This is a genomic window from Pseudomonas sp. GW823-FHT06E10 (assembly GCF_058794995.1).
The window spans coordinates 14146-40114 of sequence record NZ_JBXAHJ010000017.1; the positions used below are offsets into that span (position 1 = coordinate 14146).

At 60.6% G+C, this 25969-nt stretch carries 14 protein-coding genes and 2 riboswitches; of the genes, 7 read left to right on the forward strand and 7 right to left on the reverse strand.

Features of this window, described 5'->3' with window-relative positions; translation table 11 throughout:
- The first annotated feature begins 10 nt into the window (after nt 1–10).
- The gene (locus AC1Q6Y_RS23660; protein WP_492625270.1) at nt 11–6589 is read left to right on the forward strand and encodes an NEL-type E3 ubiquitin ligase domain-containing protein; all 6579 of its coding nucleotides are present in this window, start codon (nt 11–13) and stop codon (nt 6587–6589) included.
- Nucleotides 6590–6705: 116 nt separating this feature from the next.
- Here the strand turns inward: AC1Q6Y_RS23660 and metH are convergent, their stop codons facing one another.
- Nucleotides 6706–10416 (reverse strand): methionine synthase, encoded by a 3711-nt coding sequence (metH, locus tag AC1Q6Y_RS23665; protein ID WP_340312144.1) that lies wholly within the window; start codon nt 10414–10416, stop codon nt 6706–6708.
- A gap of 156 nt (nt 10417–10572) precedes the next feature.
- Here metH and AC1Q6Y_RS23670 point away from each other — a divergent pair, with 156 nt between their 5' ends.
- Nucleotides 10573–12882 (forward strand): fatty acid cis/trans isomerase, encoded by a 2310-nt coding sequence (locus tag AC1Q6Y_RS23670; RefSeq protein WP_492625271.1) that lies wholly within the window; start codon nt 10573–10575, stop codon nt 12880–12882.
- A gap of 195 nt (nt 12883–13077) precedes the next feature.
- A complete protein-coding gene (gene nfuA, locus AC1Q6Y_RS23675) occupies nt 13078–13662 on the forward strand; it encodes a Fe-S biogenesis protein NfuA (protein ID WP_008059275.1) in 585 nt (194 codons plus the stop codon).
- A 76-nt stretch (nt 13663–13738) separates the two neighbouring features.
- Here the strand turns inward: nfuA and cobM are convergent, their stop codons facing one another.
- The 4 genes from cobM to AC1Q6Y_RS23695 all read right to left on the reverse strand — a co-directional run bounded on the left by cobM (nt 13739) and on the right by AC1Q6Y_RS23695 (nt 15887).
- Nucleotides 13739–14485 carry a precorrin-4 C(11)-methyltransferase gene (gene cobM, locus AC1Q6Y_RS23680; RefSeq protein WP_223501982.1) on the reverse strand — a complete coding sequence of 249 codons (747 nt, stop codon included), beginning with the start codon at nt 14483–14485 and terminating at the stop codon, nt 13739–13741.
- An 81-nt stretch (nt 14486–14566) separates the two neighbouring features.
- A complete protein-coding gene (locus tag AC1Q6Y_RS23685; protein WP_057714561.1) occupies nt 14567–14980 on the reverse strand; it encodes a cobalamin biosynthesis protein in 414 nt (137 codons plus the stop codon).
- Nucleotides 14977–15684 (reverse strand): CbtA family protein, encoded by a 708-nt coding sequence (locus AC1Q6Y_RS23690; RefSeq protein WP_492625272.1) that lies wholly within the window; start codon nt 15682–15684, stop codon nt 14977–14979. Before AC1Q6Y_RS23690 ends, AC1Q6Y_RS23685 begins: the two co-directional genes overlap by 4 nt.
- A gap of 11 nt (nt 15685–15695) precedes the next feature.
- Nucleotides 15696–15887, reverse strand: a complete 192-nt coding sequence (locus tag AC1Q6Y_RS23695) for a CbtB domain-containing protein (RefSeq protein ID WP_057714565.1) — start codon at nt 15885–15887, stop codon at nt 15696–15698.
- A gap of 121 nt (nt 15888–16008) precedes the next feature.
- A riboswitch (cobalamin riboswitch) is annotated at nt 16009–16234 on the reverse strand.
- A gap of 211 nt (nt 16235–16445) precedes the next feature.
- Nucleotides 16446–16658, forward strand: a riboswitch (cobalamin riboswitch).
- Between the two features lie 103 nt (nt 16659–16761).
- Between AC1Q6Y_RS23695 and cobW the strand changes: the two genes are divergently transcribed.
- The 4 genes from cobW (at nt 16762) to AC1Q6Y_RS23715 (ending at nt 23495) form a co-directional block, all read left to right on the forward strand.
- Nucleotides 16762–17832 carry a cobalamin biosynthesis protein CobW gene (gene cobW / locus AC1Q6Y_RS23700; protein WP_057714567.1) on the forward strand — a complete coding sequence of 357 codons (1071 nt, stop codon included), beginning with the start codon at nt 16762–16764 and terminating at the stop codon, nt 17830–17832.
- Nucleotides 17833–17835: 3 nt separating this feature from the next.
- A complete protein-coding gene (gene cobN / locus AC1Q6Y_RS23705) occupies nt 17836–21672 on the forward strand; it encodes a cobaltochelatase subunit CobN (protein WP_492625273.1) in 3837 nt (1278 codons plus the stop codon).
- A 150-nt stretch (nt 21673–21822) separates the two neighbouring features.
- Nucleotides 21823–22830 carry a magnesium chelatase ATPase subunit I gene (locus AC1Q6Y_RS23710; protein ID WP_492625274.1) on the forward strand — a complete coding sequence of 336 codons (1008 nt, stop codon included), beginning with the start codon at nt 21823–21825 and terminating at the stop codon, nt 22828–22830.
- A gap of 119 nt (nt 22831–22949) precedes the next feature.
- Nucleotides 22950–23495 (forward strand): vWA domain-containing protein, encoded by a 546-nt coding sequence (locus AC1Q6Y_RS23715; RefSeq protein WP_407516950.1) that lies wholly within the window; start codon nt 22950–22952, stop codon nt 23493–23495.
- Between the two features lie 146 nt (nt 23496–23641).
- Here AC1Q6Y_RS23715 and AC1Q6Y_RS23720 read toward each other — a convergent pair whose 3' ends face one another.
- Entirely contained in the window at nt 23642–24865 is a 1224-nt protein-coding gene (locus AC1Q6Y_RS23720) for an NADH:flavin oxidoreductase/NADH oxidase family protein (RefSeq protein WP_340312137.1), read from the reverse strand.
- A 193-nt stretch (nt 24866–25058) separates the two neighbouring features.
- Nucleotides 25059–25787 (reverse strand): hypothetical protein, encoded by a 729-nt coding sequence (locus tag AC1Q6Y_RS23725; RefSeq protein WP_349736612.1) that lies wholly within the window; start codon nt 25785–25787, stop codon nt 25059–25061.
- Between the last annotated feature and the right edge of the window lie 182 nt (nt 25788–25969).

Below are 25969 nucleotides of genomic sequence, written 5' to 3' on the forward strand. Positions count from 1 at the left end.
GAGCGACACAATGTCTACCCATCCCCCCTCTGTGCCCCGTCAACCTCTGGTTGCGGGCCAAACCAGCATTCACCGCGAACTACTTGAACAGCTGACGCCTGATTGGTTGGTCGATGCCACGCCGCAGCGGCGGGCGGCCATAAAAGCCAGCGGCTCGCTCGCGCCGAACTGGTACACGCGAGCGTCCCGCGAGCAACAGCAGGCACTGAAAGACCGTTTCAACGACAGCCTGGTTTGCCAGACCCTGCTCGACAAAACCATGTCGTCGCTGCCAGATGCCGAAAGCTTTGCCGAGCCGATACTGCAAAAGGCGCTGAAGGATCAGTTCGGGGTCGAGGTCGACGTCAACAAAACCCTGGTGTGTCTGAGGCGAGCGCTGGAAGTCAGCGATCTTGAAATCGAGATCAGCACATTCGAGGTGATGAAGCTTTCGTTGTTGCAGGCGGCACTGCATAACTTCGAAGCGTCCGAATGCGAGGCGGGCGCCTTTCATCGCGGCTCGGGCTTTGTAGTCGAGACTTCCACGCCTGGTACGTTCGAGGTCACTGCCCTCAACATGTCGGTCACGCAATTCCTCTCACTCTGCCGCAAGCTGGATATCGGCGCGCAGTATCAAACCCGTGTCGAGGCGTTTTTCCAGGCAACGGCTGCGCAGAAGAAATCGACAGTGTCCGAGCAATTCATTGCCAGTCAGAAAGCGGCAATGAGAGCAGCCGCTGAATTGGCGCTGCTGAAAAAAGACATCGAACCCGACGATTACGCAATGATCCTTTCGGTGGTTAATGGCGAGGTCCATCCCCGTGTAGGCAGCAGGCCAGTCTGGTTTCGTGACCTGAACCTGATGAAGCGCAGGATGACGGGCTGCGTCGTGTTCAGCATCAGTGAACAATATCGTTATACCAACGACTACATCGTCTACATTCCCCACGATCCCGAGCACCCGCTCAAACGCTATACCTCTGAGCAGCTGCGTGAAGAATTCAAGCGTCAGTTCACCGCCCAGGACGCATTGCCCGCCAGTGGCAGTGGGCCGACCGCCCACCAGCGCTTTTTCAGCCAGTTCGTCGCCTACGCCGACCGCCCTTATTACTTCAGCCAGTTCACCCGCAAGGCCGCCGACTCTCCGACTGGTCCTTTGCATTCATTTTGGTTGAAGGTCCTCCAGTACGTGCCCCCGTTGTCGTCCGTCGCCCGCATCAAAGAGCTGCCGCCAGAACCTGCGGGTAAACGTGAGCCGGTCGAAGATCCTTACCTCAATCCATTCGGGATGATTCGCGAGGGCGTGGCGGGCATCTGGTCCGCCAACAGTGATCTGTGGACTTATCTCTACGAGCAAAACCGCAAGAAAGTCATCGCCGACGCACGCAGCCATGCGGTGCCCACGGCGGACGTCGATGCGCGAGTGCGGGCGCAAAAGCTCAATCATCTGCTGGAATTAGGCATGCTGGGCCTGAACATGGTGTCGATGTTCGTGCCGGTACTGGGGGAGATCATGCTGACGGTCATGGCGGGTCAGCTGCTGTACGAGTCGTTTGAGGGGGCGATCGAGTGGAGTGAAGGGGATCGAACGGCGGCCAAGGCGCACTTGGTCGATGTGGCCGAGAATCTGGCGCTGGCCGCGGTGATGGTCGGTGCGGGCAAAGGCTTGGCCAAGCTGACGGCGGTGAAACCCGAACCGCTGGTCGAGCGCCTGCAATCCATCAAACGCGACGACGGCAAAACCCGCTTATGGAAACCTGACCTGAGCGGTTACGAACGCAACCTCATCCTGCCTCGCCATTCAGTCCCTGATGCGTCGTGGCTGCACCGGATAAATGGCAAAACCTTCATTCGGCAGGGTGGCAAGGTCTACGAAACAACCTTTGACCCTTCGCTGAAGAAATGGCGCATTCGGCATCCGACGGATACCAGCGCCTGGCAACCCATACTCGAACACAACGGGCACGGCGCCTGGCGCCATGCGCTGGAGCGTCCCCGGACCTGGGATCGGCTGACCCTGCTGCGGCGCATCGGCCATATCACCGAGGCTTTTTCCGATGAGCAACTGCTCGACATCGCCGAGGCCTGTGGTGTCGAGGACAATGCCTTGCGCAAGATGCACATGGATCATCTTGCGCCGCCACCGGAGCTGGCGCAGGCCTTGCGGTTGTTCGAAGCCGACCCCGGCACTGGCGGACCACTGCTCGAAAAATTGCAACGCGCCAGCCCGGGGCTGAGTAATACCGCAGCCCGCAGGGTTCTGCTCGATGCCAATGCCGAAGAGCTCACCCGCCTGAAAACAACGAGTCGAGTTCCCCTGAAAATGCTGGAGGAGGCCCGTTGGTATGCACAACAGGGGCGTCAGGCCCGGGCTTTCACTGGCCTGCGCATGGAATCCGCGCTGTCCGCTGACAGCCGGTGGCTCGCACTGCATGCCCTGGAAAAAATGCCGGGGTGGTCCGGCGAGGTGCGGCTGGAGATTCGCGACGGCCACATCGAGGGTCCGCTCATCGACGGCATTGGTAGCGAGGCCGCGACAATCCGTAAGTACGTGGTTAAAAACGGCCCGTCCTATCAGGCATTTGATGAGCGTGGCGAGACACTCAATGGCGTGCCCGCCACCGGCGATAACTTTTACGCCTCGATCATGCACGCATTGCCCGATGAATCCCGTCGCGCATTGGGCGTTCCACACGTGGGCCAAAGCGTCGATCTGAAGCAGGCTGTCATCGACTCGGCCTTCGAGCATCGGGCGCAATTGTCGCAAATGCTGGAACAGCGCAGCGGTAACGGCAAGGCGTTCAAGCCGCCCGTACGCGTAACGGAGCGTCGGGTGGGCTACTACGCCAGCGGGCGCGGGCAAGGTTTGAATCCTTCTCTGGTGTCGCGGGTACAGGACGTGTATCCGGCGCTGACGGATCAGCAGGCCAATGGGTTTATCCTGGCGCAGCTGCGCACGGGTAAAACCGATGCACAGATTTATAGCCTCCTGCAGGAGCGTATGCGCGAGTGGGAGACCCTCGAGGCGACGCTCGATCAATGGGTCGGCGAGCCGATAGCGGGTTCTGTCCTGGAGTCGATGCTCGGAGGCAAGGCCTCGGTCGCGCAGAGTCTCAAGCAATCCTGGCGTAATTCGCCGCTGGCCGGGGAGCATCCGCGCTACAGATTGCTTGAGTTGGTCTGTGACGACCCGATCCCTGCGCTGTCGGCGGACTTCTCCCATGTGGGTGATCTGTATGTCCGGGGGCGAAGCATCACCGACGCCAATGTCGATGCGTTGTTGGCGAATTTTCCCAAGCTCAAAAGACTGCGGATCAATGCCACGGGCAACGATTTCGGCACCGTGCCCCAAGTGCTGAGCAGCATGCCGGACCTCAGGGGGCTGAGCCTGTATTCAGCCGCGCCCTTCGCCGCAGACATGCCGTCGAGACTGGGTGCGTTGACGGCGCTCGAGGAGCTCAGCGTGTATTCAACCTGGGGCGTTCCCGTGCCGTTGGACGTAAGCCGGCTGCGCAATCTGCGTCTGCTCGACGTGATCGCGCCGTCAATGGATCAGTGGCCAACCGGGGTTCTGGAACTGCCCCGTCTTGAACGTCTGAACCTCACCGGTACAGCCATCAGTACATTCCCCGAAGGCATTTTCGAAGGGCATGAAAAACTCTGGTCCGGGTTGTCGCTGGATTGGTCGAACATGCCGCGCCCAAACTTCAAGCAGGCCTATGAGTATCTCAGGCGTCAGCCCCGGCACCTTGTTGATCTGGAAGAAATGGTCAGGGATTACTGCAAGGGCGAGTTGAAACGTCTTGCTGAAGGCATCAATGACCCGTCCGCGGGATTATTCAATCAATTTGTCGAACAGTGGCAAGACGCAGGGGCGAGATTCGACGCCGTCGAAGCATTGAGTGAGCAGCATCATCAGCTCAACCGGCATCTTGAGGACTGGTCCCAACGCGCGCTGCGAATGCCTGCAGCGGCCAACGAAATCATCGGACGTACATGGACGGCAGATGCCCTGAGAATCTGCTGGCGCAATGGCGCATTCAAACGCTACGGCTCGACGGCCGATGCCTCGGTACTGGATCTGCCGAGCCTGGCGTTGAGCGAGTTTCCAGAATTGCCGGACGGTGCCTTCCCTGAAGTACGAACCTTGTATCTGAAGGGTAATAGTGCCCCCGTCGAGCAGACTCGCAAGTTCGTCCGCGGTTTTCCCGGGCTTGAAAAACTCGACGTGAGTGGCAGCGGTTTGACCGAAGTGCCCTTTGCGCCCGGTGATCTTGAAAAACTGACTGATCTGGATTTTTCCAATAACCGGATTGTTGGCGACGCCGGGGTTCAGCAGGCTTTTGATGGATTGCAGGCACTGCAATACCTGGACTTGAGCAACAACCCGTTGAATACCTTGGATGTCAGTGCAATGACCCGCCTCAAGTCCTTGAATCTAAGTGGCACGGCGCTGCAAGAATGGCCGACCGGGGCACAGGAGCTGCCAGAGCTGTATTGGCTGGACTTGCGGGATAGCAAGGTCAACGCGCTGCCGGAGCCGCTTGCGGATGAGACGCTGCTCAAGGCCAACCTCACGGGCACACCTTTAACCCCTCAAGCCGTCGCCATGCGCAACGCAGCCCGGCATCGAATGGAAATGGCCAAAGGTCTTCCGGCCGGCGCGCTGGAACGGTTCGATCTGGAGCAGGTGCCACAGGATTTCCCTCCGTTCGAAAGCGCCAGTTCGATCGCACGTCAATTGTTGCCGCTGTCGGAAGTCCCGGCGGGAGAAGGGGTTGCGGTTTTGACAAAGCGCCTGCAACGGCTGAAACCGACACTCGCCGATGATGACGCCTTGCAAATGATCGAACAGATGCAGGGCAGCGAAGCTGCGAGCGTGAAAATTGGCGAATGGGAGAAAACCTATGAAACGCTCACGCGCCAATTGAATGGCTGGCTGTTTACCCGGGGATCTCGCGGAAACGGCTGGATGACATCTTCCAGCATTCGCAGGCAGGCTGCCTTGCGGATCGTCGAATGCTGGCAAAAAGGTCTGAGCAGCACGGGCGCGGTGGCTGATGCGGTGCTGGATCTGAACGGTCTGCAACTGGGTGACCTGCCTGAGGTGCCGGCATCGTTCGAGCATGTCGGCACGTTGAAACTGACGAGCGTAAAACTTACCCGGCAAGGTTCCGACGGGTTCCTCAAGGCCTTTACCCGCCTGAAAACCCTGGACCTCAATGGCAATGGGCTGGATGGCGTTCCAGAGCCGGTCTGTGACATGGACAGGCTCGAGCGTCTGGAGTTGTCCTCGAACCGGATGGACGATGCCGAGCTGCTGTATACCGCATTGAGTAATCTGGAGCGTCTGCGCTGGCTGGACTTGAGCTACAACGAACTGGATACCTTTGATATCGGCGTTTTCGAGCAATTGGAGACGCTGGATCTGCGCAACAATAATTTGACCGAATGGCCGGACGGGGTGTTCGACAGCCAGCACCTGGGCACGCTCAATCTCAGTGGCAACGACATCACGTCGATCCCCGAGCAGGCCCTGAGTGGCGACCATGACGTTTTGACGGCCGGTACGGATTTGAGCGACAACTTCAACCTGTCGCTTGAGAGCCTTGAACGACTCAGGGATTACCGTGAAGCGGGTTTCCACGACAGGGTGCTGGGGATCTCGCGGGCCGATCTTGACGAGTTGATCGATGACGCCAACGGCGATGGCGACGATAGCAGTGAAGGCATCGATACGGATGAGGAACTGCCTGAGACTGAGCCGGATACCGAACAAAAAACACCGTGGTTAACCCATCTTCCTCCCGAGGAAGTGGCCAGTAAAACCGGGATGTGGAATCAACTCGCGGCGGAACCGGACAATGCGGCGTTCTTTCACCTGCTTTCGCGACTGCAGGATACGCAGGAGTTCAGGGTGGCTAACGCCGATCTGACGCGGCGGGTCTGGACGGTCATTGAAGCCGCCGCCAGCAATACCGAACTACGGGAGATCCTGTTTGCCAGTTCCAGCACCCACGGCACGTGTGTCGACGGTCGAATCCTCACGTTCAGCGGGCTGGAAAGCAGAGTCTTCACCCACAACGCCTTGCTTGATATTCCTGTCGGGCGCCCGAGTGTGAAGGGGCATGCACTGCTGAATTTATCCCGGCAGCTGTTTCGACTGGACAAGGTCGACGATCTTGCGAGGAAAATCGCCGCGCAAACCGGGCAGGATGAGGCCGAAATACGCTTAGGCTATCGAATCGGGCTGACGCAAGGATGGGCGGACGGCCTGGAGCTGCCAGGGCAACCGAAACACATGACCTATGCCTCGGGAGTGACCGCTCAACAACTGGCGGACGCGCGCATCGAGATCGTCAACGCAGAGCAGTCCGATGGTTTCTTTGAAGACTTGATCCAGCGCGACTATTGGGAAAGTTATCTCAAGGAAAAACATCCTGACGTGTTCAAGGCGCTGGATGAGATGGATGTTCAGGAGGAAGTTGAAAGCGCTGACGATGCGGCATTACTGACTCAGCTTTTCGAGCAGAGGGCGGCGCGCAACGCGAAGATGATCGAATTGTCCCGACAGGAGGTCGCGGAGCTGACGGCTGCCTCAAGCAGGTAAATCACCTGTGGGAGTGAGCTTGCTCGCGATGGGGCTTGATGTTCAACATCAATGTTGACTGATACGCCGCTATCGCGAGCAAGCTCGCTCCCACAAGGTTTTTTTCAGTTGATCACTCAGTTGTCGTAACCGAGATTCGGCGCCAGCCAGCGCTCGGTAACGCTCAGTTCCTGGCCTTTGCGCGACGTGTAGCTCTGCACCTGGTCCTTGTCGATCTTGCCCACGGCGAAGTACTGCGCCTGCGGGTGAGCAAAGTACCAGCCACTGACCGCTGCCGCCGGGAACATCGCGTAGTGCTCGGTGAGGAATACACCACTGCGGCCTGCGCGCATTTCCTGGGCTTCTGGATCGAGCAGGGCGAACAGCTGAGCTTTCTCGGTGTGATCCGGACAGGCGGGGTAGCCCGGAGCAGGGCGGATACCGCTGTACTGTTCCTTGATCAGTGCCTCGTTATCCAGCGCTTCATCCTTGGCATAACCCCAATAGTCTTTACGCACCTGCTGGTGCAGCCACTCGGCGCAGGCTTCGGCCAGGCGGTCGGCCAGGGCCTTGACCATGATCGAGTTGTAATCGTCGCCGGCGTCCTGGTAGGCCTTGGCCACTTCTTCGGCGCCGATGCCGGCGGTGGTGATGAAACCACCCACGTAGTCAGTCACTTCACTGTCCTTGGGCGCGACGAAGTCGGCCAGGGAGAAGTTCGGTTTGCCGTCGGTCTTGATGATCTGCTGGCGCAGGTGATGCAGCTTGGTCATTGGCTTGCCGTCATCGCCATAGAGCTCGATGTCGTCGTCATGCACCTGGTTGGCCGGCCAGAAGCCGAACACCGCGCGAGCGCTGATCAGCTTTTCGTCGATCAATTTGCGCAGCATTTCCCTCGCGTCGTTGTACAGCGAGGTGGCGGCTTCACCGACCACTTCGTCCTGGAGAATGCGCGGGAACTTGCCGGCCAGGTCCCAGGATATGAAAAACGGCGTCCAGTCGATGTATTCGGCCAGCACGTCGAGGTCGATGTTGTCCAGCACCCGCGCTCCGGTGAAGGTCGGTTTGACCGGCGTGTAGGACGCCCAGTCGAATTGCGGCTTCTTGGCGATGGCTGCGCCGTAGCTCAGGCGCTCGGTGCGGGCACTGCGGTTGGACGTGCGCTCGCGAACTTCGATGTAATCCTGGCGGGTTTTCTCGACAAAACCGGCCTTCAGTTCCTTGGACAGCAACTGGGTCGCCACGCCCACGGCGCGGGAGGCGTCGGTGACGTAGATCACCGCGTCGTTGCTGTATTTCGGCTCGATCTTGACTGCCGTGTGCGCTTTGGAAGTGGTGGCGCCACCGATCATCAACGGCAGGTGGAAGTCCTGGCGCTGCATTTCGCGGGCGACGTGGACCATCTCATCCAGCGACGGGGTGATCAGGCCGGACAGGCCGATGATGTCGCACTTCTGTTCCTTGGCCACCTGCAGGATTTTTTCCGCCGGCACCATCACGCCCAGGTCGACGATGTCGTAGCCGTTGCAGCCCAGCACCACGCCGACGATGTTCTTGCCGATGTCGTGCACGTCGCCTTTGACGGTCGCCATCAGGATCTTGCCCTTGGCCTCCGGCTTGTCGCCTTTTTCCAGTTCGATGAACGGGATCAGGTGGGCCACGGCCTGTTTCATCACGCGGGCGGATTTAACCACCTGCGGCAGGAACATTTTGCCGGCGCCGAACAGGTCGCCGACGATGTTCATGCCGGCCATCAACGGGCCTTCGATCACTTCGATCGGGCGGGCGAAGGACTGGCGCGATTCTTCGGTGTCTTCGACGATGTGGGTGGTGATGCCTTTGACCAGCGCATGCTCCAGACGCTTGTTGACGTCCCAGTTGCGCCACTCTTCGGTCTCGGCTTCCTTGACGCTGCCGTCGCCCTTGTATTTGTCGGCGATGGCGAGGAGGGCGTCGGTGCCTTCCGGGGTGCGGTTGAGGATCACGTCTTCCACGGCGTCGCGCAGCTCCACCGGGATCTGGTCGTAGATCTCCAGTTGCCCGGCGTTGACGATACCCATGGTCAGCCCGGAACGGATCGCGTACAGCAGGAACACCGAGTGGATCGCCTCGCGCACCGGGTTGTTGCCACGGAACGAGAACGACACGTTGGACACGCCACCGGAGGTCAGCGCATACGGCAGCTCGTCACGGATGTAGGCACAGGCATTGATGAAGTCGACGGCGTAGTTGTTGTGTTCTTCGATACCGGTGGCGACGGCGAAGATGTTCGGGTCGAAGATGATGTCTTCCGGCGGGAAGTCCACTTCGTTGACCAGAATGTCGTAGGAGCGTTTGCAGATTTCTTTCTTGCGCGCTTCGGTGTCGGCTTGGCCGGCTTCGTCGAAGGCCATCACCACCACGGCGGCGCCGTAGCGCTTGCACAGCTTGGCGTGGTGAATGAACTGCTCGACGCCTTCTTTCATGCTGATCGAGTTGACGATGCCCTTGCCCTGGATGCACTTGAGGCCGGCTTCGATCACTTCCCACTTGGAGGAGTCGATCATGATCGGTACGCGGGAGATGTCCGGTTCACCGGCAATCAGATTGAGGAAGGTCACCATGGCCTTCTTCGAATCGAGCATCCCTTCGTCCATGTTGATGTCGATCACCTGGGCGCCGGCTTCGACCTGCTGCAGGGCGACTTCCAGGGCCTCGGTGTAGTTGTCTTCACGGATCAGGCGGGCGAACTTGGCGGAACCGGTGATGTTGGTCCGCTCACCGACGTTGACGAACAGCGAGTTGCGATCGATGGTGAACGGCTCCAGACCCGAGAGGCGGCAAGCCTTCGGGATGTCCGGAATCTCGCGCGGCGCATAACCGGCCACGGCCTTGGCGATGGCCTCGATGTGGCCCGGCGTGGTGCCGCAGCAGCCGCCGACGATGTTGAGGAAGCCGCTCTGGGCGAACTCTTCGATGACCTTGGCGGTTTCCGACGGCAATTCGTCGTACTCGCCGAACTCGTTCGGCAGGCCGGCGTTCGGGTGCGCGGAAACGTGGGTGTTGGCCTTGTTCGACAACTCTTCGAGGTACGGGCGCAATTCGCGGGCGCCGAGGGCGCAGTTCAGACCGACGGAAATCGGCTTGGCGTGGGCCACGGAGTTCCAGAAGGCTTCGGTGGTCTGGCCCGACAGGGTGCGGCCGGAGGCGTCGGTGATGGTGCCGGAAATCATGATCGGCAGTTCGACGCCCAGTTCCTCGAACACGCCTTGTACGGCGAAGATCGCGGCCTTGGCGTTGAGGGTATCGAAGATGGTTTCGATCAGGATCAGGTCGGCGCCGCCCTCGATCAGGCCTTTGGTGGCTTCGGTGTAGTTCTCCACCAGCTCATCAAAGGTGACGTTGCGGTAACCAGGGTTGTTGACGTCCGGGGACAACGAGCAGGTACGGCTGGTCGGGCCGAGCACGCCGGCAACAAAACGCGGTTTGTCCGGATTCTCGAGGGTTTTCGCATCGGCGACCTTGCGCGCCAGGCGAGCGCCTTCTACGTTCAATTCGTACGCCAGTTTTTCCATGCCGTAATCGGCCATGGAAATCCGGGTGGCGTTGAAAGTGTTGGTTTCCAGAATGTCGGCGCCGGCGTCCAGGTAGGCTTTTTCAATGCCGCCAATCACGTCCGGGCGAGTCAGTACCAACAGGTCGTTGTTGCCTTTGACATCGCTTGGCCAGTCAGCGAAGCGTTTGCCACGGTAATCCTGCTCTTCGAGCTTGTAGCTCTGGATCATCGTGCCCATACCGCCATCGAGAATCAGGATGCGCTCTTTGAGGGCGTGCTTGAGAGCTTGAAGGCGAACGCTGCGATCGGACATTTGGACTACTCGGTAAGGCCATGACGAAGGGCCGGGATGATAGCAAACCTGTGCGCTTTTGGAGCGTGACTCGAATTTGCATGAATATCGTTCATGTTGATTAGGGTGACAGACCGGTAGAATCGCGGCGTTTTTTCAGGATTCGGGACCAGGGACATGTCGTATCGCTTCGTCATCGGCACATTGCTGCTGTTTTTAAGCTGGGGCGCCGTGGCGCAAGGCCCGGCGATTTCCTCTGCCATTTCACCTGTTATTTCCTACAGCCGCGACATTCAACCGATCTTCACTGAAAAGTGCGTGGCCTGCCACGCCTGCAATGACGCCGCCTGTCAGCTCAACCTGGGCAGCGGTGAGGGCGCGGCACGTGGCGCAACCAAAGTTCCGGTCTACGACGGTGACCGCCGCCAGGCGGTTGCACCGACCCGACTGTTCTATGACGCCTCCGGCAAACAGGCCTGGCAACAAAAGGGCTTCTATTCGGTGCTTGATGCCCAGGGCAGTCAGGCCGCACTGATGGCGCGGATGCTGGAGCTTGGCCACAAGACTGCGTTGCAACCCAACGCGAAGCTGCCGGAAGACATCGTCCTGGGTCTGAACCGGGAAAACATGTGTGCCATGCCCGCGGAGTTCGACGGCTACGCCGCCAAGCATCCGAAAGAGGGCATGCCGCTGGCAGTGACCGGCCTGACCGACCAGCAATACCAGACGCTGCAACGCTGGCTGGCGGCAGGCGCGCCGATCGATCAGCAGGCGCTGGCGCCCAGCGCCAGGGAAGCCTTGCAGGTGGTGCAATGGGAAAACCTGCTCAATTCGCCGGGAGCCCGGGAAAGCCTGGTGGGGCGCTGGCTGTACGAGCACTGGTTCCTGGCCCATCTCTACTTCAAGGACGGCGAGCCTGGGCATTTCTTCCAGTGGGTGCGTTCGCGCACCCCGACCGGCCAGCCGATCGACCTGATCAACACCCGTCGCCCGAACGATGATCCGGGCACGCAGTTTTACTATCGCTTGTGGCCGGTGCAGGGTGTGATCGTGCACAAGACCCACATCACCTATCCGCTGGGTCCGGCGAAGCTGGCGCGGGTCAAGAGCCTGTTCTACAGCGGCAACTGGCAGGTCGATGCATTGCCGGGCTATGGACCGCAGAGCCGGGCCAACCCCTTTGCCACTTTCGAAGCGATTCCGGCCCAGGCGCGCTATCAGTTCATGCTCGATAACGCCGAATACTTTGTGCGCACGTTCATTCGTGGGCCAGTGTGTCGCGGCCAGATCGCCACGGACGTGATCCGCGATAATTTCTGGGCGCTGTTCCAGGCGCCCGAGCACGACCTGTATGTCACGGATCCGAATTATCGCGGGCAGGCCACGCCATTGCTGGCGATGCCTGGGCAGAACGATGATGTCGGCAGCGTCCTCAGCCTGTGGCACGACTACCGCGACAAGCGTAACGAATACGAAGCCTTGCGCCGGGACAGCTACGCCGATGAGCCAGCGCCGAGCTGGTCGACCCTGTGGGCCGGCAACGACAATGCGTTGCTGAGTATCTTCCGCCATTTCGACAGTGCTTCGGTGACCAAAGGCCTGATCGGCGAGGTGCCGCAAACGATATGGCTGTTCGACTATCCGCTGCTGGAGCGCACCTACTATCAACTGGCAGTGAACTTCGATGTGTTCGGGAACCTGTCCCATCAGGCTCAGACGCGCTTGTATTTCGACTTGATCCGCAACGGTGCCGAACAGAATTTCCTGCGCCTGATGCCCGCCGACTCCCGGGATGACTACCTTGATGACTGGTATCAGAACAGTGGCAAATTCAAAATGTGGCTCGACTACGAGACCATCGACGACGACAAGCCGACCGCGCTGAAGCTTAACGCGCTGGACCCCAAGCGCGACTTTGCCATGCAGTTGCTGGCCCGTTATGGCGATCTCAATGCAAGGCCCGACCCGATCAATCGCTGCGACGGCGCTTACTGTTCGCGGCCAAACATCGACCCGGACCTGCAAAGTGCCGAGCAGGCATTGAGCCGCCTGACTTCGCGTCCGGCCGCCGGGCTGAAGGTCATCGATCAGTTGCCGGAGGCTACGCTGCTGCGTATTGAAACCGGCAGCGGCAAGCGTGAGGTCTACAGCCTGTTGCGTAACCGTGCCCACAGCAACGTGGCGTTTTTGCTCGGTGAATCATTGCGCTATCAACCGGGGCTCGACACCCTGACGATTTTCCCGGGTGTGCTCAGCAGCTACCCGAACTACATGTTCAACATCCCGGCCGGGCAAGTTCCGGCGTTTGTGGATGCGATGGAAAGCGCCAAGGACACCGACAGCTTCGAGAAAATCGTCGAACGCTGGGGAATACGCCGCAGTCATCCGCAATTCTGGGCTTATTTCCATGACCTGAGCCGCTACATCCACGAAAACGATCCGGTGGAAGAGGGCGTGCTGGACATGAATCGCTACGAGAACCTCTGAACAATCACCGCCCCCCCTGTAGGAGCGAGCTTGCTCGCGATGATGGATCAGTTGCATTGATGTCGACTGACACACCATCGCGAGCAAGCTCGCTCCTACAGGGGGTTTGTGGACAATCTTTCCCGACAAAAATACTAGGACTTTGTCCGGCGCGTTGATTGGCGTAAACTGCGCCCAAGCCTGCGAGGAGTTTCCATGACCGCTATTACCATCACTGACGCCGCCCACGATTATCTGGCTGATCTGCTCTCCAAGCAGAACACCCCGGGCATCGGCATCCGCGTCTTCATCACCCAGCCTGGCACCCAGTACGCCGAAACCTGCATTGCCTACTGCAAGCCGGGCGAAGAAAAACCCGAAGACACCGCTCTGGGGTTGAAAAGCTTCACTGCGTACATCGACCACTTCAGCGAAGCTTTCCTGGACGATGCAGTTGTCGACTACGCCACCGACCGCATGGGCGGCCAGCTGACCATCAAGGCGCCAAACGCCAAGGTACCGATGGTCAACGCCGACAGCCCGATCAACGAGCGCATCAACTACTACCTGCAAACCGAGATCAACCCGGGGCTGGCCAGCCACGGCGGTCAGGTCAGCCTGATCGACGTGGTCGAAGACGGCATCGCCGTCCTGCAGTTCGGTGGTGGTTGCCAGGGCTGCGGCCAGGCCGACGTGACGCTGAAGGAAGGCATCGAGCGCACCTTGCTCGAGCGCATCCCGGAGCTCAAAGGTGTTCGCGACGTGACCGACCACACGCAGAAAGAAAACGCCTACTACTAAGGTGTTCGCTGCGAATTGAAAGAACGGCGCCCCGTGAGCGCCGTTTTTTTATGGGTGATTGGAAACCTGTGGTGAATCAGGGCCTGTAAAGATGCGCATGCCCTGCGCGATACAGCGATGACTCGCTGAAGTGGTCACTGCCCAGCACCCGACCCACCAGAATCAACGCCGTACGACGAAATCCCTTCGATTCAACCTTCCCGGCAATATCTGCCAGCGTGCCCACCACCCAATCCTGATCCGGCCAGCTCGCGCGATGCACCACTGCAATCGGGCAATCGGCGCCGTAATGGGGCAGCAGTTCCTCGACGATCTTCGCCAGGTGACTGACCCCCAAATGAATCGCCATGGTCGCGCCGTGCTGCGCCAGGCTGGAGAATTCCTCTCCGGGTGGCATGGCGGTTTTGTCGGCGTAGCGAGTCAGGATCACGCTCTGCGAAATGTCCGGCAGGGTCAGTTCCGCGCCCAAGAGCGCTGCGCAAGCGGCTGTGGCAGTCACGCCGGGTACGATTTCGAACGCAATGCCCAGTTCACGCAGATAGCGAATCTGCTCGCCAATGGCGCCATACAGGCTCGGATCGCCAGAGTGCACCCGGGCCACATCCTGGCCTTTGGCGTGGGCGGTCTTGATCAGGTCGATGATCTGTTCCAGGTGCAGTTCGGCGCTGTTGACCACCTGTTCGGCACAGTGACCTTCCAGTACGGCGGCCGGCACCAGTGAGCCGGCATAAATGATCACCGGGCAACTGCGTATCAGCCGCTGGCCCTTGACGGTGATCAGTTCGGGGTCGCCGGGACCTGCGCCAATGAAGTAGACGGTCATCGTCGGTTCCTGTGGGAAAAAGGGGCTGAACAGGTCTTCAGATGAAGAATGTTCATGATCGAAGGCGGGGATTATCGGTTTTTACGCAGCACCAGCCAATGCCAGGGTTGCCTGGGCATATTTTTGTCGTGGAATCAGCAGTTTTGCCGGGGCCTGGGCCAGTTGTTCGGCCAGGGCCAGTGCGGCGCTTTCCGCAACGCCGTAGCAACCGGTGCGCTCAAACGCTATTTGCGATTGATGGCTGAGTTGCGGTTCATAAGCGGCCAGTTGCTCACTGCTGAAATACGTCAGTTCCAGGCCGAGTTGCTGAGCCAGTTCGATCAGTGCAGGTTCGTCGCGCTTCGAATCGATGCTGGCCAGCGCCTTGATTTCATGACGAGCTATCTGGTGCGCCTCCAGCGCCTGATCGAGCAGCGCCAGCAACGTGCTGACGGGGCAGCCCCGTTGGCAGCCCAGGCCGACCACCAGGGTCGGCGCTGTGCTGACGTCAGTCATGCGTTGTATTGACCATCGCTTTTGCGACGGAACAACCAGGCGCTGATCAGGCCCAGGGCCAGCCAGAATGCCACGTTGGTCAGTTGCGAAGCGATTTTGAACCGGGTTTCCAGCGCCTCTGGAGCAAGCATCGAATGCACCTCCGGTTGCGGCGCGCCAATCACATGGGGAACGGCGAGGATCGCCGCGCCGAGGACTTTCATCAGCCAGTGACGGCTGAACACGATCAGCGCAATACCGACGGCGGTGGAGGCGGCGGTACCGACCCACCACAGTTGCCGTTCTGCCAGGTCGGCGGCGGCAGTGCCTGGCAATTCAGGTGGCAGGCCTAGGGTCGGCGCGAGCACGAAAGTCGCGTAACCAGCCAGGCCCCAGAGCAGGCCTTGAGAGGTTTTGGTCGGCGCACGCAAGGTGTACAGGCCGGCCAGCATCAGGGCGAAACCGACCGCCACCACCAGGTTGCCACCGGTGGTCGACAGCACGCGCTGCCAGCCGTCTTGCGGCTCCCAGGCTTGTGCATCATGAGTGTGGGCAGCCACCGCACCGTCGGCGTGTTCATGCATTTCAACAGCGGCCGGTTCGGCTTTTTCGTAGGTCTCGGCCTGCAAAATCAGCGGGGCGACCCAGAAACTTTGCAGCAGGGTCAGCAACAGGGCGGCCAGCAGCCCGGTGAAACCTGCGGTTTGCGCAATACGCTTGATCATGTCGACAGCTCTCAATGGCACGGGAACGCGGAGCTGTGGCGGGTATCGTGGGCGGCGTTGTGCACCGCTTCGATGTGCGAGAAACCGGCGAAATACACAAGGCACGCGCCCAGGATCGACGCGCAGACGGCGGCGGCCAAACGTTGGGTCAGGGTTGAGGTGGTGCTTGCGGCTGTGTGTTCGGCGCTGCTGATGATCGACATGGCGTTTCCCTCTGGTCTGTCAGCGGGGAATAAGAGCGCATGCAAAACCCCGCACGACCAGGCGCGCAAGGTTTCAAACAGCGCCCGCCCACCGCGGGTTTGTTGGTTCAGTGATCGTACTGGTCACTTTGTGTTGCGGGCCGGTCTCCGGGCTCACGAGGGGCAAAGGCTTGCGCCTGGACCTGAAAGCATCACCTTCCCATGCCGCAGTGGCACAGTGGATCTGACGCTTCGCTCGCTTACCGTTGCGGGGGCAGCACCGGACTGACATGGCTTAAGAGTAAAGCACATGATTCACCGGTTTCCCGTTTCACCCTGTGAAGGGCACCCGTAACAAGGTGTGTAGGAGAGCATGGGCGGGGGTTGGGCGTCAATTGGCAGGGGTTCTCGTTTGAGTTTCTGTGGCGAGGGGGCTTGCCCCCGTTGGGCTGCGAAGCGGCCCCCTTACTTTTATCCAGACAAAGCGTGCACTCTGGATTTGCGACGGCTTCGCCGCCGAACGGGGGCAAGCCCCCTCGCCACAGGGATCGCAAGCATTGACCCGCCCCAAGACCATGCGTAGCCTTGCGCTTTCGAGGTTCTTCGGCGTTTGTCGAAGCTAAGAAGGGAACGCGGTCAATGCCGCGGCTGCCCCCGCAACTGTGAACGGTGATGTTCGTTGCCACGCCACTGCTGACTCAATCCATGAGGCCGGCGGGAAGGCGCAGCGAATGCCAGGCTCAAGCCCGGCACATCGTCAGCCAGGAGACCTGCCTCGTCACAGATTCTCACTTTCAACCGGGCGGGGTGATCCGGTGGCGAACTCTTCAGGCACGCGCGTGCGCGTTGCCGGTCGTCGTCCCGTATGCCCGCCAGCTTAGCCATAGGGCATCCGATGAAAACACTGGCCAAACTCCCCGTCACCATCGTTACAGGCTTTCTCGGCTCGGGTAAAACCACGCTGCTGCGCCACATGCTCGACAACGCCCAGGGTCGCCGCATCGCGGTGATCGTCAACGAATTTGGCGAATTGGGCATCGACGGCGAAATCCTCAAGCAATGCTCCATCGGTTGCACCGAAGAAGAAGCCAACGGCCGTGTCTATGAACTGGCCAACGGCTGCCTGTGCTGCACCGTCCAGGAAGAATTCTTCCCGGTGATGCGCGAACTGGTGGCCCGTCGCGGCGATCTGGACCACATTCTCATCGAAACGTCCGGTCTGGCATTGCCCAAGCCGCTGGTGCAGGCCTTCCAGTGGCCGGAAATCCGCAGTGCCTGCACGGTGGATGCGGTCATCACCGTGGTCGACAGCCCGGCCGTGGCCGCCGGCACCTTCGCCGCGTTCCCGGATCAGGTCGACGCCCAGCGCAAACTCGACCCGAACCTGGACCACGAATCGCCGCTGCACGAACTGTTCGCCGACCAATTGGCCAGCGCTGACCTGGTGATCCTCAACAAAACCGACCTGATCAACCCGACGGACCTGGCCCGTGTGCGCCTGGAAGTCGCCGAGGAATTGCCGCCAGCGGTGAAAATCATCGAAGCCAGCAGTGGTCGCCTGCCGCTGGACGTGCTGATCGGCCTCGGTGTCGGCTCCGAAGAACACATCGACAGCCGCCACAGCCACCACGACCATCATCACGATGGTGACGACGATCATGATGACCACGATCACGACGCCTTCGATTCGATCTCCATCGAACTGCCGCAAGCCGACGAAAGCCTGCTGCTGGACGCGCTGACCCAGTTGGTGGTCCAGCACGGCATCCTGCGCGTCAAGGGCTTTGCGGCGATTCCGAACAAGCCGATGCGCCTGCTGATCCAGGGCGTGGGTACGCGTTTTGACAAGCATTTCGACCGCCAGTGGGGCGCCGAAGAGGCGCGAGTCTCTCGCCTGGTGCTGATCGGCCAGAAACTGGACGCCACTGTTCTCGAGGCGCAATTGCGCGCCGCGCTCAGCGTGTAAGCCATGCACCTGCTCAGGACCCAGCCCGGCGGTTTCGTGTCGGATGACAACATTGCCGACCTTGGACAAACCCCCGCCGAGCTGGTGGTCCTGTGCAGCGGCGATTCCAGCCTGGCGCTGCTCGCCGAAGCGGCGCAGCAGTTGCCCGACGATTACCCGAGCGTGCGCCTGGCCAATCCGATGCAGGTGCAGAACCATGCCTCGGTTGACCTGTACGTCGATGAAGTCTTGCGCCACGCCAAGGTCATTCTGATTTCGCTGCACGGCGGCATCGCCTATTGGCGTTATGGCATCGAGCGTCTGGTCGAGCTGTCGCAGCGCGGCGTGCAGCTGATTCTGGTGCCGGGTGATGATCGCCCGGACCCGGAACTCAGCGACTTGAGCACCGTCGGTGCCGAGGATCGCGACCGGCTCTGGCAGTTTCTGCGCCAGGGCGGCATGGGCAACGCCCTCGACTTCTTCCGCTGCCTGGCCAACCGCTGGCTGGCGCGTGATTACACCTGGGGCGAACCGCAAACCCTGCCACGCACGGCGATTTACCATCCGCACAAACATTCTGCCGCACTGAGCGACTGGCAGGCCGACTGGCACGCCGATCAACCCGTGGCGGCGGTGCTGTTTTACCGCTCGCATTTGCAGGCGGCGAACACCGCTTTCATTGATGTTTTTTGCCAACGGTTGCAGGCAGCGGGGTTGAATCCATTGCCGATTGCGCTGGCTAGCTTGAAAGAGCCCGGCTGCCTCTCGGTGGTCGAGGACTGGCTGGATGAAGTCGAAGCTTCAGTGATTCTGAACACCACTGGCTTCGCTCAATCCAGTCCGGAAGCACCTCATCTGCGCCCGTTTCGCCGCAATATCCCGGTGATCCAGGCGATTTGCGCCCAGGACAATGAACCGGGATGGCGCGCCAGCGAACAGGGGCTTGGCCCCCGTGACCTGGCGATGCATATCGCGTTGCCTGAGCTGGACGGGCGCATCATCAGTCGCCCGATCAGCTTCAAGGACCTGGCGTGGCGCAGTGAGCGTAGTCAGTCGGATGTGGTCTGCTACCGGCCGCAGCCGGAACGCATGGATTTCGTTGCCGAACTGGCGCGACGCTGGATCGATCTGGCGCGGGTGCCCAATGCTGAAAAACGCATTGCCTTGATTCTCGCCAACTACCCGACCCGCGACGGTCGCATCGGCAATGGCGTCGGCCTCGATACCCCGGCAGCGGCGTTGAATATCCTGTGGGCGTTGCATGCCGACGGTTATCCATTACCGGCTGAGTTACCAGACAGTGGCACCGCGCTGATCCAGCAGTTGCTCGGCGGCGTCAGCAACGATCTCGAGACCCTCGACCTGCGTCCGTGCCAGCAAAGCCTGGGCATGGATGATTATCTAGTGATGTTCAACGCCTTGCCTGAAGCCAATCGCGCGGCGGTGCTCGAACGTTGGGGTGCGCCGGAAAACGACCCGATGTATCGCAGCGGGCGGATGATGATCGCCGGCCTGCGTTTTGGCCTGACCTTCGTCGGCATTCAGCCGGCCCGGGGTTATCAGGTCGACCCGAGCGCGGTGTATCACGACCCGGACCTGGTGCCGCCCCACGGCTACCTGGCTTTCTACTTCTGGCTGCGCAACACCTATGGCGCCCACGGCGTGATCCACGTCGGCAAACACGGCAACCTCGAATGGCTGCCGGGCAAGGGCGTGGGGCTGTCGGAACATTGCTGGCCAGACGCTTTGCTCGGGCCGCTGCCGAACATCTATCCGTTCATCGTCAACGACCCGGGTGAGGGCGCCCAGGCCAAGCGGCGGACCCAGGCGGTGATCATCGATCACCTGATGCCACCGCTGACCCGCGCCGAAACCTACGGCCCGCTGCGTAACCTCGAGCTGTTGGCCGACGAATATTACGAAGCGCAGCTGCTCGATCCGCGCCGCGCCCTAGAGTTGCAGCGCGACATCCTGCAACTGGTGCGTGACACCCACATCGACCGTGAACTGCAACTGGACGAACAACTCGACAGCGATGCCGATGCGGCGATCTGGTTGCCGCGACTCGACACTTACCTGTGCGACTTGAAGGAGTCGCAGATCCGCGACGGCCTGCATGTGTTCGGCGAATCGCCCTCCGGGCGATTGCGTATCGATACCTTGCTGGCGCTGTTGCGCATTCCACGGGGCGATGGCCGGGGTGCGCAGTCGAGTCTGCTGCGTGCGCTGGCCAAGGCCTTCGGGCTGGGGTTCGATCCGCTTGATTGCGCCTTGGCCGAGCCGTGGATTGGACCACGACCTGAACAACTGCAAGTACTCGGCGACGAACTTTGGCGTACCACAGGCGATACCCGTGAACGTCTTGAGCTGTTCGCTACACAACTGATCTCACAGACATTGAACTGTAGGAGCGAGCCTGCTCGCGATGGTGTGTCAGTCGACACCAATGTGGCTGACACACCATCGCGAGCAAGCTCGCTCCTACAGGAGTCGGACTGGACAGAGGTGCAAGCCATTATCGATGGTTTGCGTGACGTCATTGCTCCGCGTCTGGACGCCTGCGGTCCGGCGGAAATGCGCGGATTGCTCGACGCGCTTGGCGGTCGCTTCGTCCCGGCCGGTCCCAGCGGCGCGCCCAGTCGTGGTCGTCTTGACGTGCTGCCCACCGGGCGCAACTTCTATTCGGTGGATGTACGCAACCTGCCGACCACCACGGCGTGGCGCATCGGGTTCCAGTCGGCCAACCTTATTCTCGAACGGCACCTGCAAGACCACGGCGATCATTTGCGCCAGCTCGGCTTGTCGGTGTGGGGCACCGCAACCATGCGCACCGGTGGCGATGACATCGCCCAGGCGATGGCGTTGATGGGCGTGCGTCCGGTCTGGGCCACCGGCAGCCAGCGGGTCGATGATTTCGAGATTCTGCCGTTGAGTTTGCTCGACCGCCCGCGGGTGGACGTGACCTTGCGTGTGTCCGGTTTCTTCCGTGATGCCTTTGCCAATCTGATTCGTTTGTTCGACGCGGCGGTGCAAGCGGTGGCCGATCTCGATGAGCCGGACGACCTGAACCCGTTGGCGGCCAAGGTACGCGCCGAGCGTGCAGCCTTGCTGGAGGCGGGGCTCGATGAAGACGCAGCGCGACGTCAGGCCGGCTGGCGGATATTCGGGGCCAAACCCGGTGCCTACGGCGCGGGTGTGCAGGGCGCCATCGACGGTCGCCTGTGGCAGAGCCGCGAGGACCTGGCCGAGGTCTACCTCAACTGGGGTGGCTACGCTTACGGCGGTTCCGACGAAGGCACCGCCGCCCGCGAACAGTTCAGCCAGCGCCTGAGCCAGGTACAGGCGGTGCTGCAAAACCAGGATAACCGCGAGCACGATCTGCTCGACTCCAACGATTACTACCAGTTCCAGGGCGGCATGCTCGCGGCGGTGGAAAGCCTGAAAGGCGAGGCGGCGGCCAGCTATCATGGCGACCACAGCCAGCCGGACCTGCCGAAGATTCGCACCTTGAAGGAAGAGCTGAGCCGGGTGATCCGCTCCCGGGCGGCTAACCCGAAGTGGCTCGAAGGCCTTAAACGTCACGGCTACAAAGGTGCGTTCGAAATGGCTGCGACGGTCGACAACCTTTTCGCCTTCGACGCCACCACGCAATTGATCGACGATCACCAGTACGCGTTGCTGGCCGATGCCTATTTGCTCGATCCGGGCACCCGGGATTTTGTCCGCGAACACAATCCCCATGCCTTGCGCGACATGACCGAGCGCATGCTCGAGGCGCAACAACGGGGAATGTGGAAGGAGCCCGGCGAGTACCGCGAGGCGCTGGAGAATCTGTTGCTGGATATAGAAGAAGATGGCTGACGCACTTAAACCTGTGGGAGCGAGCTTGCTCGCGATGACATGCGTTCAGTCGACAAAAATGTTGCCTGACATTCCGCCATCGCGAGCAAGCTCGCTCCCACAGGGATTGGGGTGGCTGTGACGATTACCGACCATGACCGAGATAGAACAATGACCGACACCCCGCATTTCCCGCTCTGCGCCGTGGTCGGCGCCGACGATTTGAAGCTGGCCCTGTGCCTGACCGCCATCGACCTGAAAATCGGCGGCGTCCTGATCGAAGGCCCGCGGGGCATGGCCAAGTCGACGCTGGCCCGCGGTCTGGCGGATCTGCTGGCCAGCGGTCAGTTCGTCACCTTGCCGCTGGGCGCCACTGAGGAGCGGCTGGTCGGCACCCTCGATCTCGATGCGGCACTGGGCGAAGGTCGCGCACAGTTTTCCCCCGGCGTACTGGCCAAGGCTGACGGTGGCGTGCTCTATGTCGACGAGGTCAATCTGTTGTCCGATCATCTCGTTGACCTGCTGCTCGATGTAGCCGCCAGCGGCACCAATCTGGTGGAGCGTGACGGCATTTCCCATAGGCATTCGGCAAAATTCGTGCTGATTGGCACCATGAACCCGGAAGAGGGAGAACTGCGTCCGCAATTGCTTGACCGTTTCGGTTTGAACGTCGCCCTCGGTGGTCACACCGCGCCGGTCGAGCGCGGTCAGATCATCCGTCGTCGCTTGGATTTCGACGCCGACCCGCAAGGTTTCTGCGCCGAATGGGAATCCGCACAGGCGACTCTGCGTGACCGTTGCCAGAACGCACGCAATGCACTGGCAAGCATTCCCCTCGACGACCAGGCGCTGGCACACATCACCGAACGTTGTTTCGCCGCTGGCGTCGATGGTTTGCGCGCCGATCTGGTCTGGCTGCGCGCTGCCCGGGCTCACGCTGCCTGGCGCGGGGCGAACGCCATCGCCGAGGAAGATATCGACGCAGTCGCCGAGTTCGCCTTGCGCCATCGCCGTCGCGAACATTGCGCACCGACGCCTCAGTCATCCCAGGCGACGCAACACTCGGTGCCGCAGCACGCCAATCCGGGCGAAGGGCAGGGCCAGTGGGGCGAGTTGCCTGCCCAGGCGCTGGCGGTCGGTGCACGACGTGAAGTGCCGAGCTGGCCAAAAAAGCCCTAGGCATTCGCCCACGCTCCGATGCGGGGGCGAATGCCAGACCCCGAGCCGGGCGGCTGGACCACGGCAAACAGGGTAAGCGTCATACGGCCCGTAGCGGCTCGGTCAACTGGCCTGGCACATTGCTCAATGGCCGACCGCGTCAGCGCGACGACCTGTTGTTTCAGCTGCGCACTCGCTCGCCCCACGAACTGTGGCTGGTGATCGTTGATGCCTCTGCATCGACCCGCCGTCATCAGGCATTGAGCGATGCCAAGGGCTTGCTGGCGCAGTTGTTCGACGATGCCTATCGCCAGCGTGCGCGTCTGGCGCTGCTCACAGCCAGCGGTGCTACACCGAAGTGGCAGGTGCAGGGATTGAAGGCCTCGACCGGGTTGCGCCATTGGCTCGATGGCCTTGGCGCCGGGGGCGGCACGCCGTTGCTGGCCGCGTTGGGCGAAGCGGGGCGATGGCTTGGTGCACGGAAAAAGCGTTTTCCGGCAGAGCAGCAGCGGTTGTTGCTGGTGACCGATGGACGGCTGAAGGACTGGCCGTTGTTGCCCGTGCTGGAGTGCCCGGGGGTGCTGATCGACATCGAGCGCGGGCCGATCCGGCTCGGGCGCAGCAGGGTGTTGGCGACGCAGTTGCAGGCCGAGTATCGGCACATTGACGAGCTGCTTCCTGGCTGAAGTTTGCTTTGTCTGCACGGGCCTCATCGCGAGCAAGCTCGCTCCCACATTGGTCCGGGTGAACACAAAGTCTGTGAACACCGAATGATCCCTGTGGGAGCGAGCTTGCTCGCGAAAGCGGAGGGTCAGTCAACATCAATTTCGGATTACTTGCCCATCGCCTGCCGATACTGCCGGGTGCGCTTGCCAATGTACAACCGGTCGAGAATCAACGCCCACAACGCCGAGACTTCAGGCCGGGTTTTGCGTCCACGGCTCAAGCGATGCAGCTGGAATTTGACCACCGCCATGCTCGCCAGCGCCGCCAAGGGCTTGCGTTTCCAGCGGATCGGCGGCAGTTGCGGATGGCTGTCCTGCCCTTCGCGCCAGTGCTTGACCAGGTGTGGTTCCACAGCGAGCGCGGTGCCGATGCCGGCCATGGCAAGGCCGCTGTCGAGGACCTGTTCGACGATTGCCAGACGCCGGATCCCGCCGGTCACCATCACCGGCATCCGCGCCACGCTGGCCAGTTCGCCGGCCATTTCCAGAAAGTACGCCTCCCGCGCCAGGGTTCGGCCGTCGCGCGCCTCGCCTTGCATGGCAGGTGCTTCGTAACTGCCACCGGAGAGTTCCAGCAGGTCGATCGGTTGTTCGTTGAGCCACTGGATCACTTGCCGCGCATCATCGGCATCGAAACCACCGCGCTGGAAATCTGCTGAGTTGAGTTTTACCGACACACAAAATTGCGGCGACACCGCTTGGCGAACCGCCTCGACGACGGACAACAGCAGTCGCGCACGATTTTCCAGGGATCCGCCCCATTGATCGGTGCGCCGATTGGTCAGCGGCGAAAGGAACTGGCTGATCAGGTAGCCGTGGGCGGCGTGGATCTGCACGCCGGTAAAACCGGCTTTCTCGGCCAGTGCGGCGCTGGTGGCGAAACGTCGGATCACCTCCTGGATGTCGTCCGCGTTCATGGGTTTGGGTTCGGCGAACATCTTCGAGAACGGGCCCAGATCCAGCGCAACCGCCGACGGCGCCAGAGCTTGCTGGCCAAGGTTGGCCATGGTCTGGCGGCCAGGATGGTTGAGCTGCACCCAGAAATGCGCACCGCCGGCCCGACCAGCGCTGGCCCACTGGCGGAAGCGCTCCAGGTGGCGCTCGTCTTCCAGCGCTACTCCGCCGGGACCGGTCATGGCGCGACGGTCGATCATTACATTGCCGGTCAGCAACAAGCCGGCCCCGCCCTCGGCCCAGGCCTGATACAGACGAAGCAGGGCCTTGTCGGGTACTTGATCGGTATTGGCGAGGTTCTCTTCCATCGCGGCTTTGGCAATGCGATTGCCGATGGTCTGGCCGTTGGGCAAATTCAACGCTTGAAAGGGCGACATGCTTGGCTCCTCGTAGTGATGAGCAGAGGCTAACCTTAAAGTTAACTTTAATGTCAAGCAGATAAATGGGCCCGCAATGAAGATCGGTGAATTGGCGCAGTTGAGCGGGTTGACCGCATCGCGGATGACCCATGGCAAGGCGCAGTTGCCGGGTTGGATCGACACCCTCCAGGCCCGGCCCGAAGGGGGATTTTTACTGTTGAGCGGGCAAAACAGTTTGAGTGACAGGGTAGGCAAAAGACTCAGTGTTATCGATAGTCGCAAAAACGGTTTGCTCCTCTCCCGGCTTTATGGGAGCAGAAACGTTTCGTAAGAAGCTGATGTATCGGTCTGGCCTCCAGCGGGTTGTACTTAAACCCATGAAAGACGGGAGCAAGGTAGCCCCAGTATAAAACTCCCCAGGTAAAACAGAGAAAATGGTGGTAACGGAGGTTTTGATTGGAAAAAAGATCGCGCCGGGATAAGTGCCACATAACGGATAGTTCGGAGCTCCTTGTGAACATTTTGACGGTGGCTCCTGGCCGACTACCAGTTTGGTGGGCGGTGAACTTACACCCGTTACCACAACCGAAAATGAAATGCCCTTGCCTGGCAGGTTTTGCAGATTCAATTGTGACATCGTGAAGTTACCGTTAGACAGCGTGGATACCTGCTTCAAAATGACGTCATCGCTGGTTTTCGCCGTTACCATGAACGGGCCTGTAGCCGTGGTCCCAACGATCGTGCCCGAGATGGATGTGGCACTTTTTGAAAGCGGTGTCGTGATGCAAACTTCAGGGCCATTCTGGCCGATGTACTTTCCATTGACCAAGCTGCTGCACTCTTCGCTGACCGTGGAAACAGTCGCGTCCGGATCAATATTGCAACCCGTTAAACCCATCCCCAGCGTCGCGCAAACAAATAAAGTTCTCGCCGTATTCATGTTCGATCCCCTTTGGTTTCGATAGTCAGATGCGGCGCCAGTATTTCCTTGCCTACTCAGAAGCGTCTACTGTCATATTTGACAGTAGCAAGCAGATTGGTCGGGTTTAAACAGATCTTTTTTCGATGGCACACATCGCTCGGTTAGCGATGAGGAGGCGCTTTGCAGTAGGTGGGATAGAT

Bases quoted from the DNA above. Each gene is read 5' to 3' on its own strand.
- AC1Q6Y_RS23710 (WP_492625274.1), top strand. From the start codon at position 21,823: ATGACCGACACCCCGCATTTCCCGCTCTGCGCCGTGGTCGGCGCCGAC.
- AC1Q6Y_RS23690 (WP_492625272.1), bottom strand. From the start codon at position 15,684: ATGATCAAGCGTATTGCGCAAACCGCAGGTTTCACCGGGCTGCTGGCC.
- nfuA (WP_008059275.1), top strand. From the start codon at position 13,078: ATGACCGCTATTACCATCACTGACGCCGCCCACGATTATCTGGCTGAT.
- AC1Q6Y_RS23685 (WP_057714561.1), bottom strand. From the start codon at position 14,980: ATGACTGACGTCAGCACAGCGCCGACCCTGGTGGTCGGCCTGGGCTGC.
- metH (WP_340312144.1), bottom strand. From the start codon at position 10,416: ATGTCCGATCGCAGCGTTCGCCTTCAAGCTCTCAAGCACGCCCTCAAA.
- AC1Q6Y_RS23670 (WP_492625271.1), top strand. From the start codon at position 10,573: ATGTCGTATCGCTTCGTCATCGGCACATTGCTGCTGTTTTTAAGCTGG.
- cobN (WP_492625273.1), top strand. From the start codon at position 17,836: ATGCACCTGCTCAGGACCCAGCCCGGCGGTTTCGTGTCGGATGACAAC.
- AC1Q6Y_RS23720 (WP_340312137.1), bottom strand. From the start codon at position 24,865: ATGTCGCCCTTTCAAGCGTTGAATTTGCCCAACGGCCAGACCATCGGC.
- cobM (WP_223501982.1), bottom strand. From the start codon at position 14,485: ATGACCGTCTACTTCATTGGCGCAGGTCCCGGCGACCCCGAACTGATC.
- AC1Q6Y_RS23725 (WP_349736612.1), bottom strand. From the start codon at position 25,787: ATGAATACGGCGAGAACTTTATTTGTTTGCGCGACGCTGGGGATGGGT.
- cobW (WP_057714567.1), top strand. From the start codon at position 16,762: ATGAAAACACTGGCCAAACTCCCCGTCACCATCGTTACAGGCTTTCTC.
- AC1Q6Y_RS23660 (WP_492625270.1), top strand. From the start codon at position 11: ATGTCTACCCATCCCCCCTCTGTGCCCCGTCAACCTCTGGTTGCGGGC.
- AC1Q6Y_RS23695 (WP_057714565.1), bottom strand. From the start codon at position 15,887: ATGTCGATCATCAGCAGCGCCGAACACACAGCCGCAAGCACCACCTCA.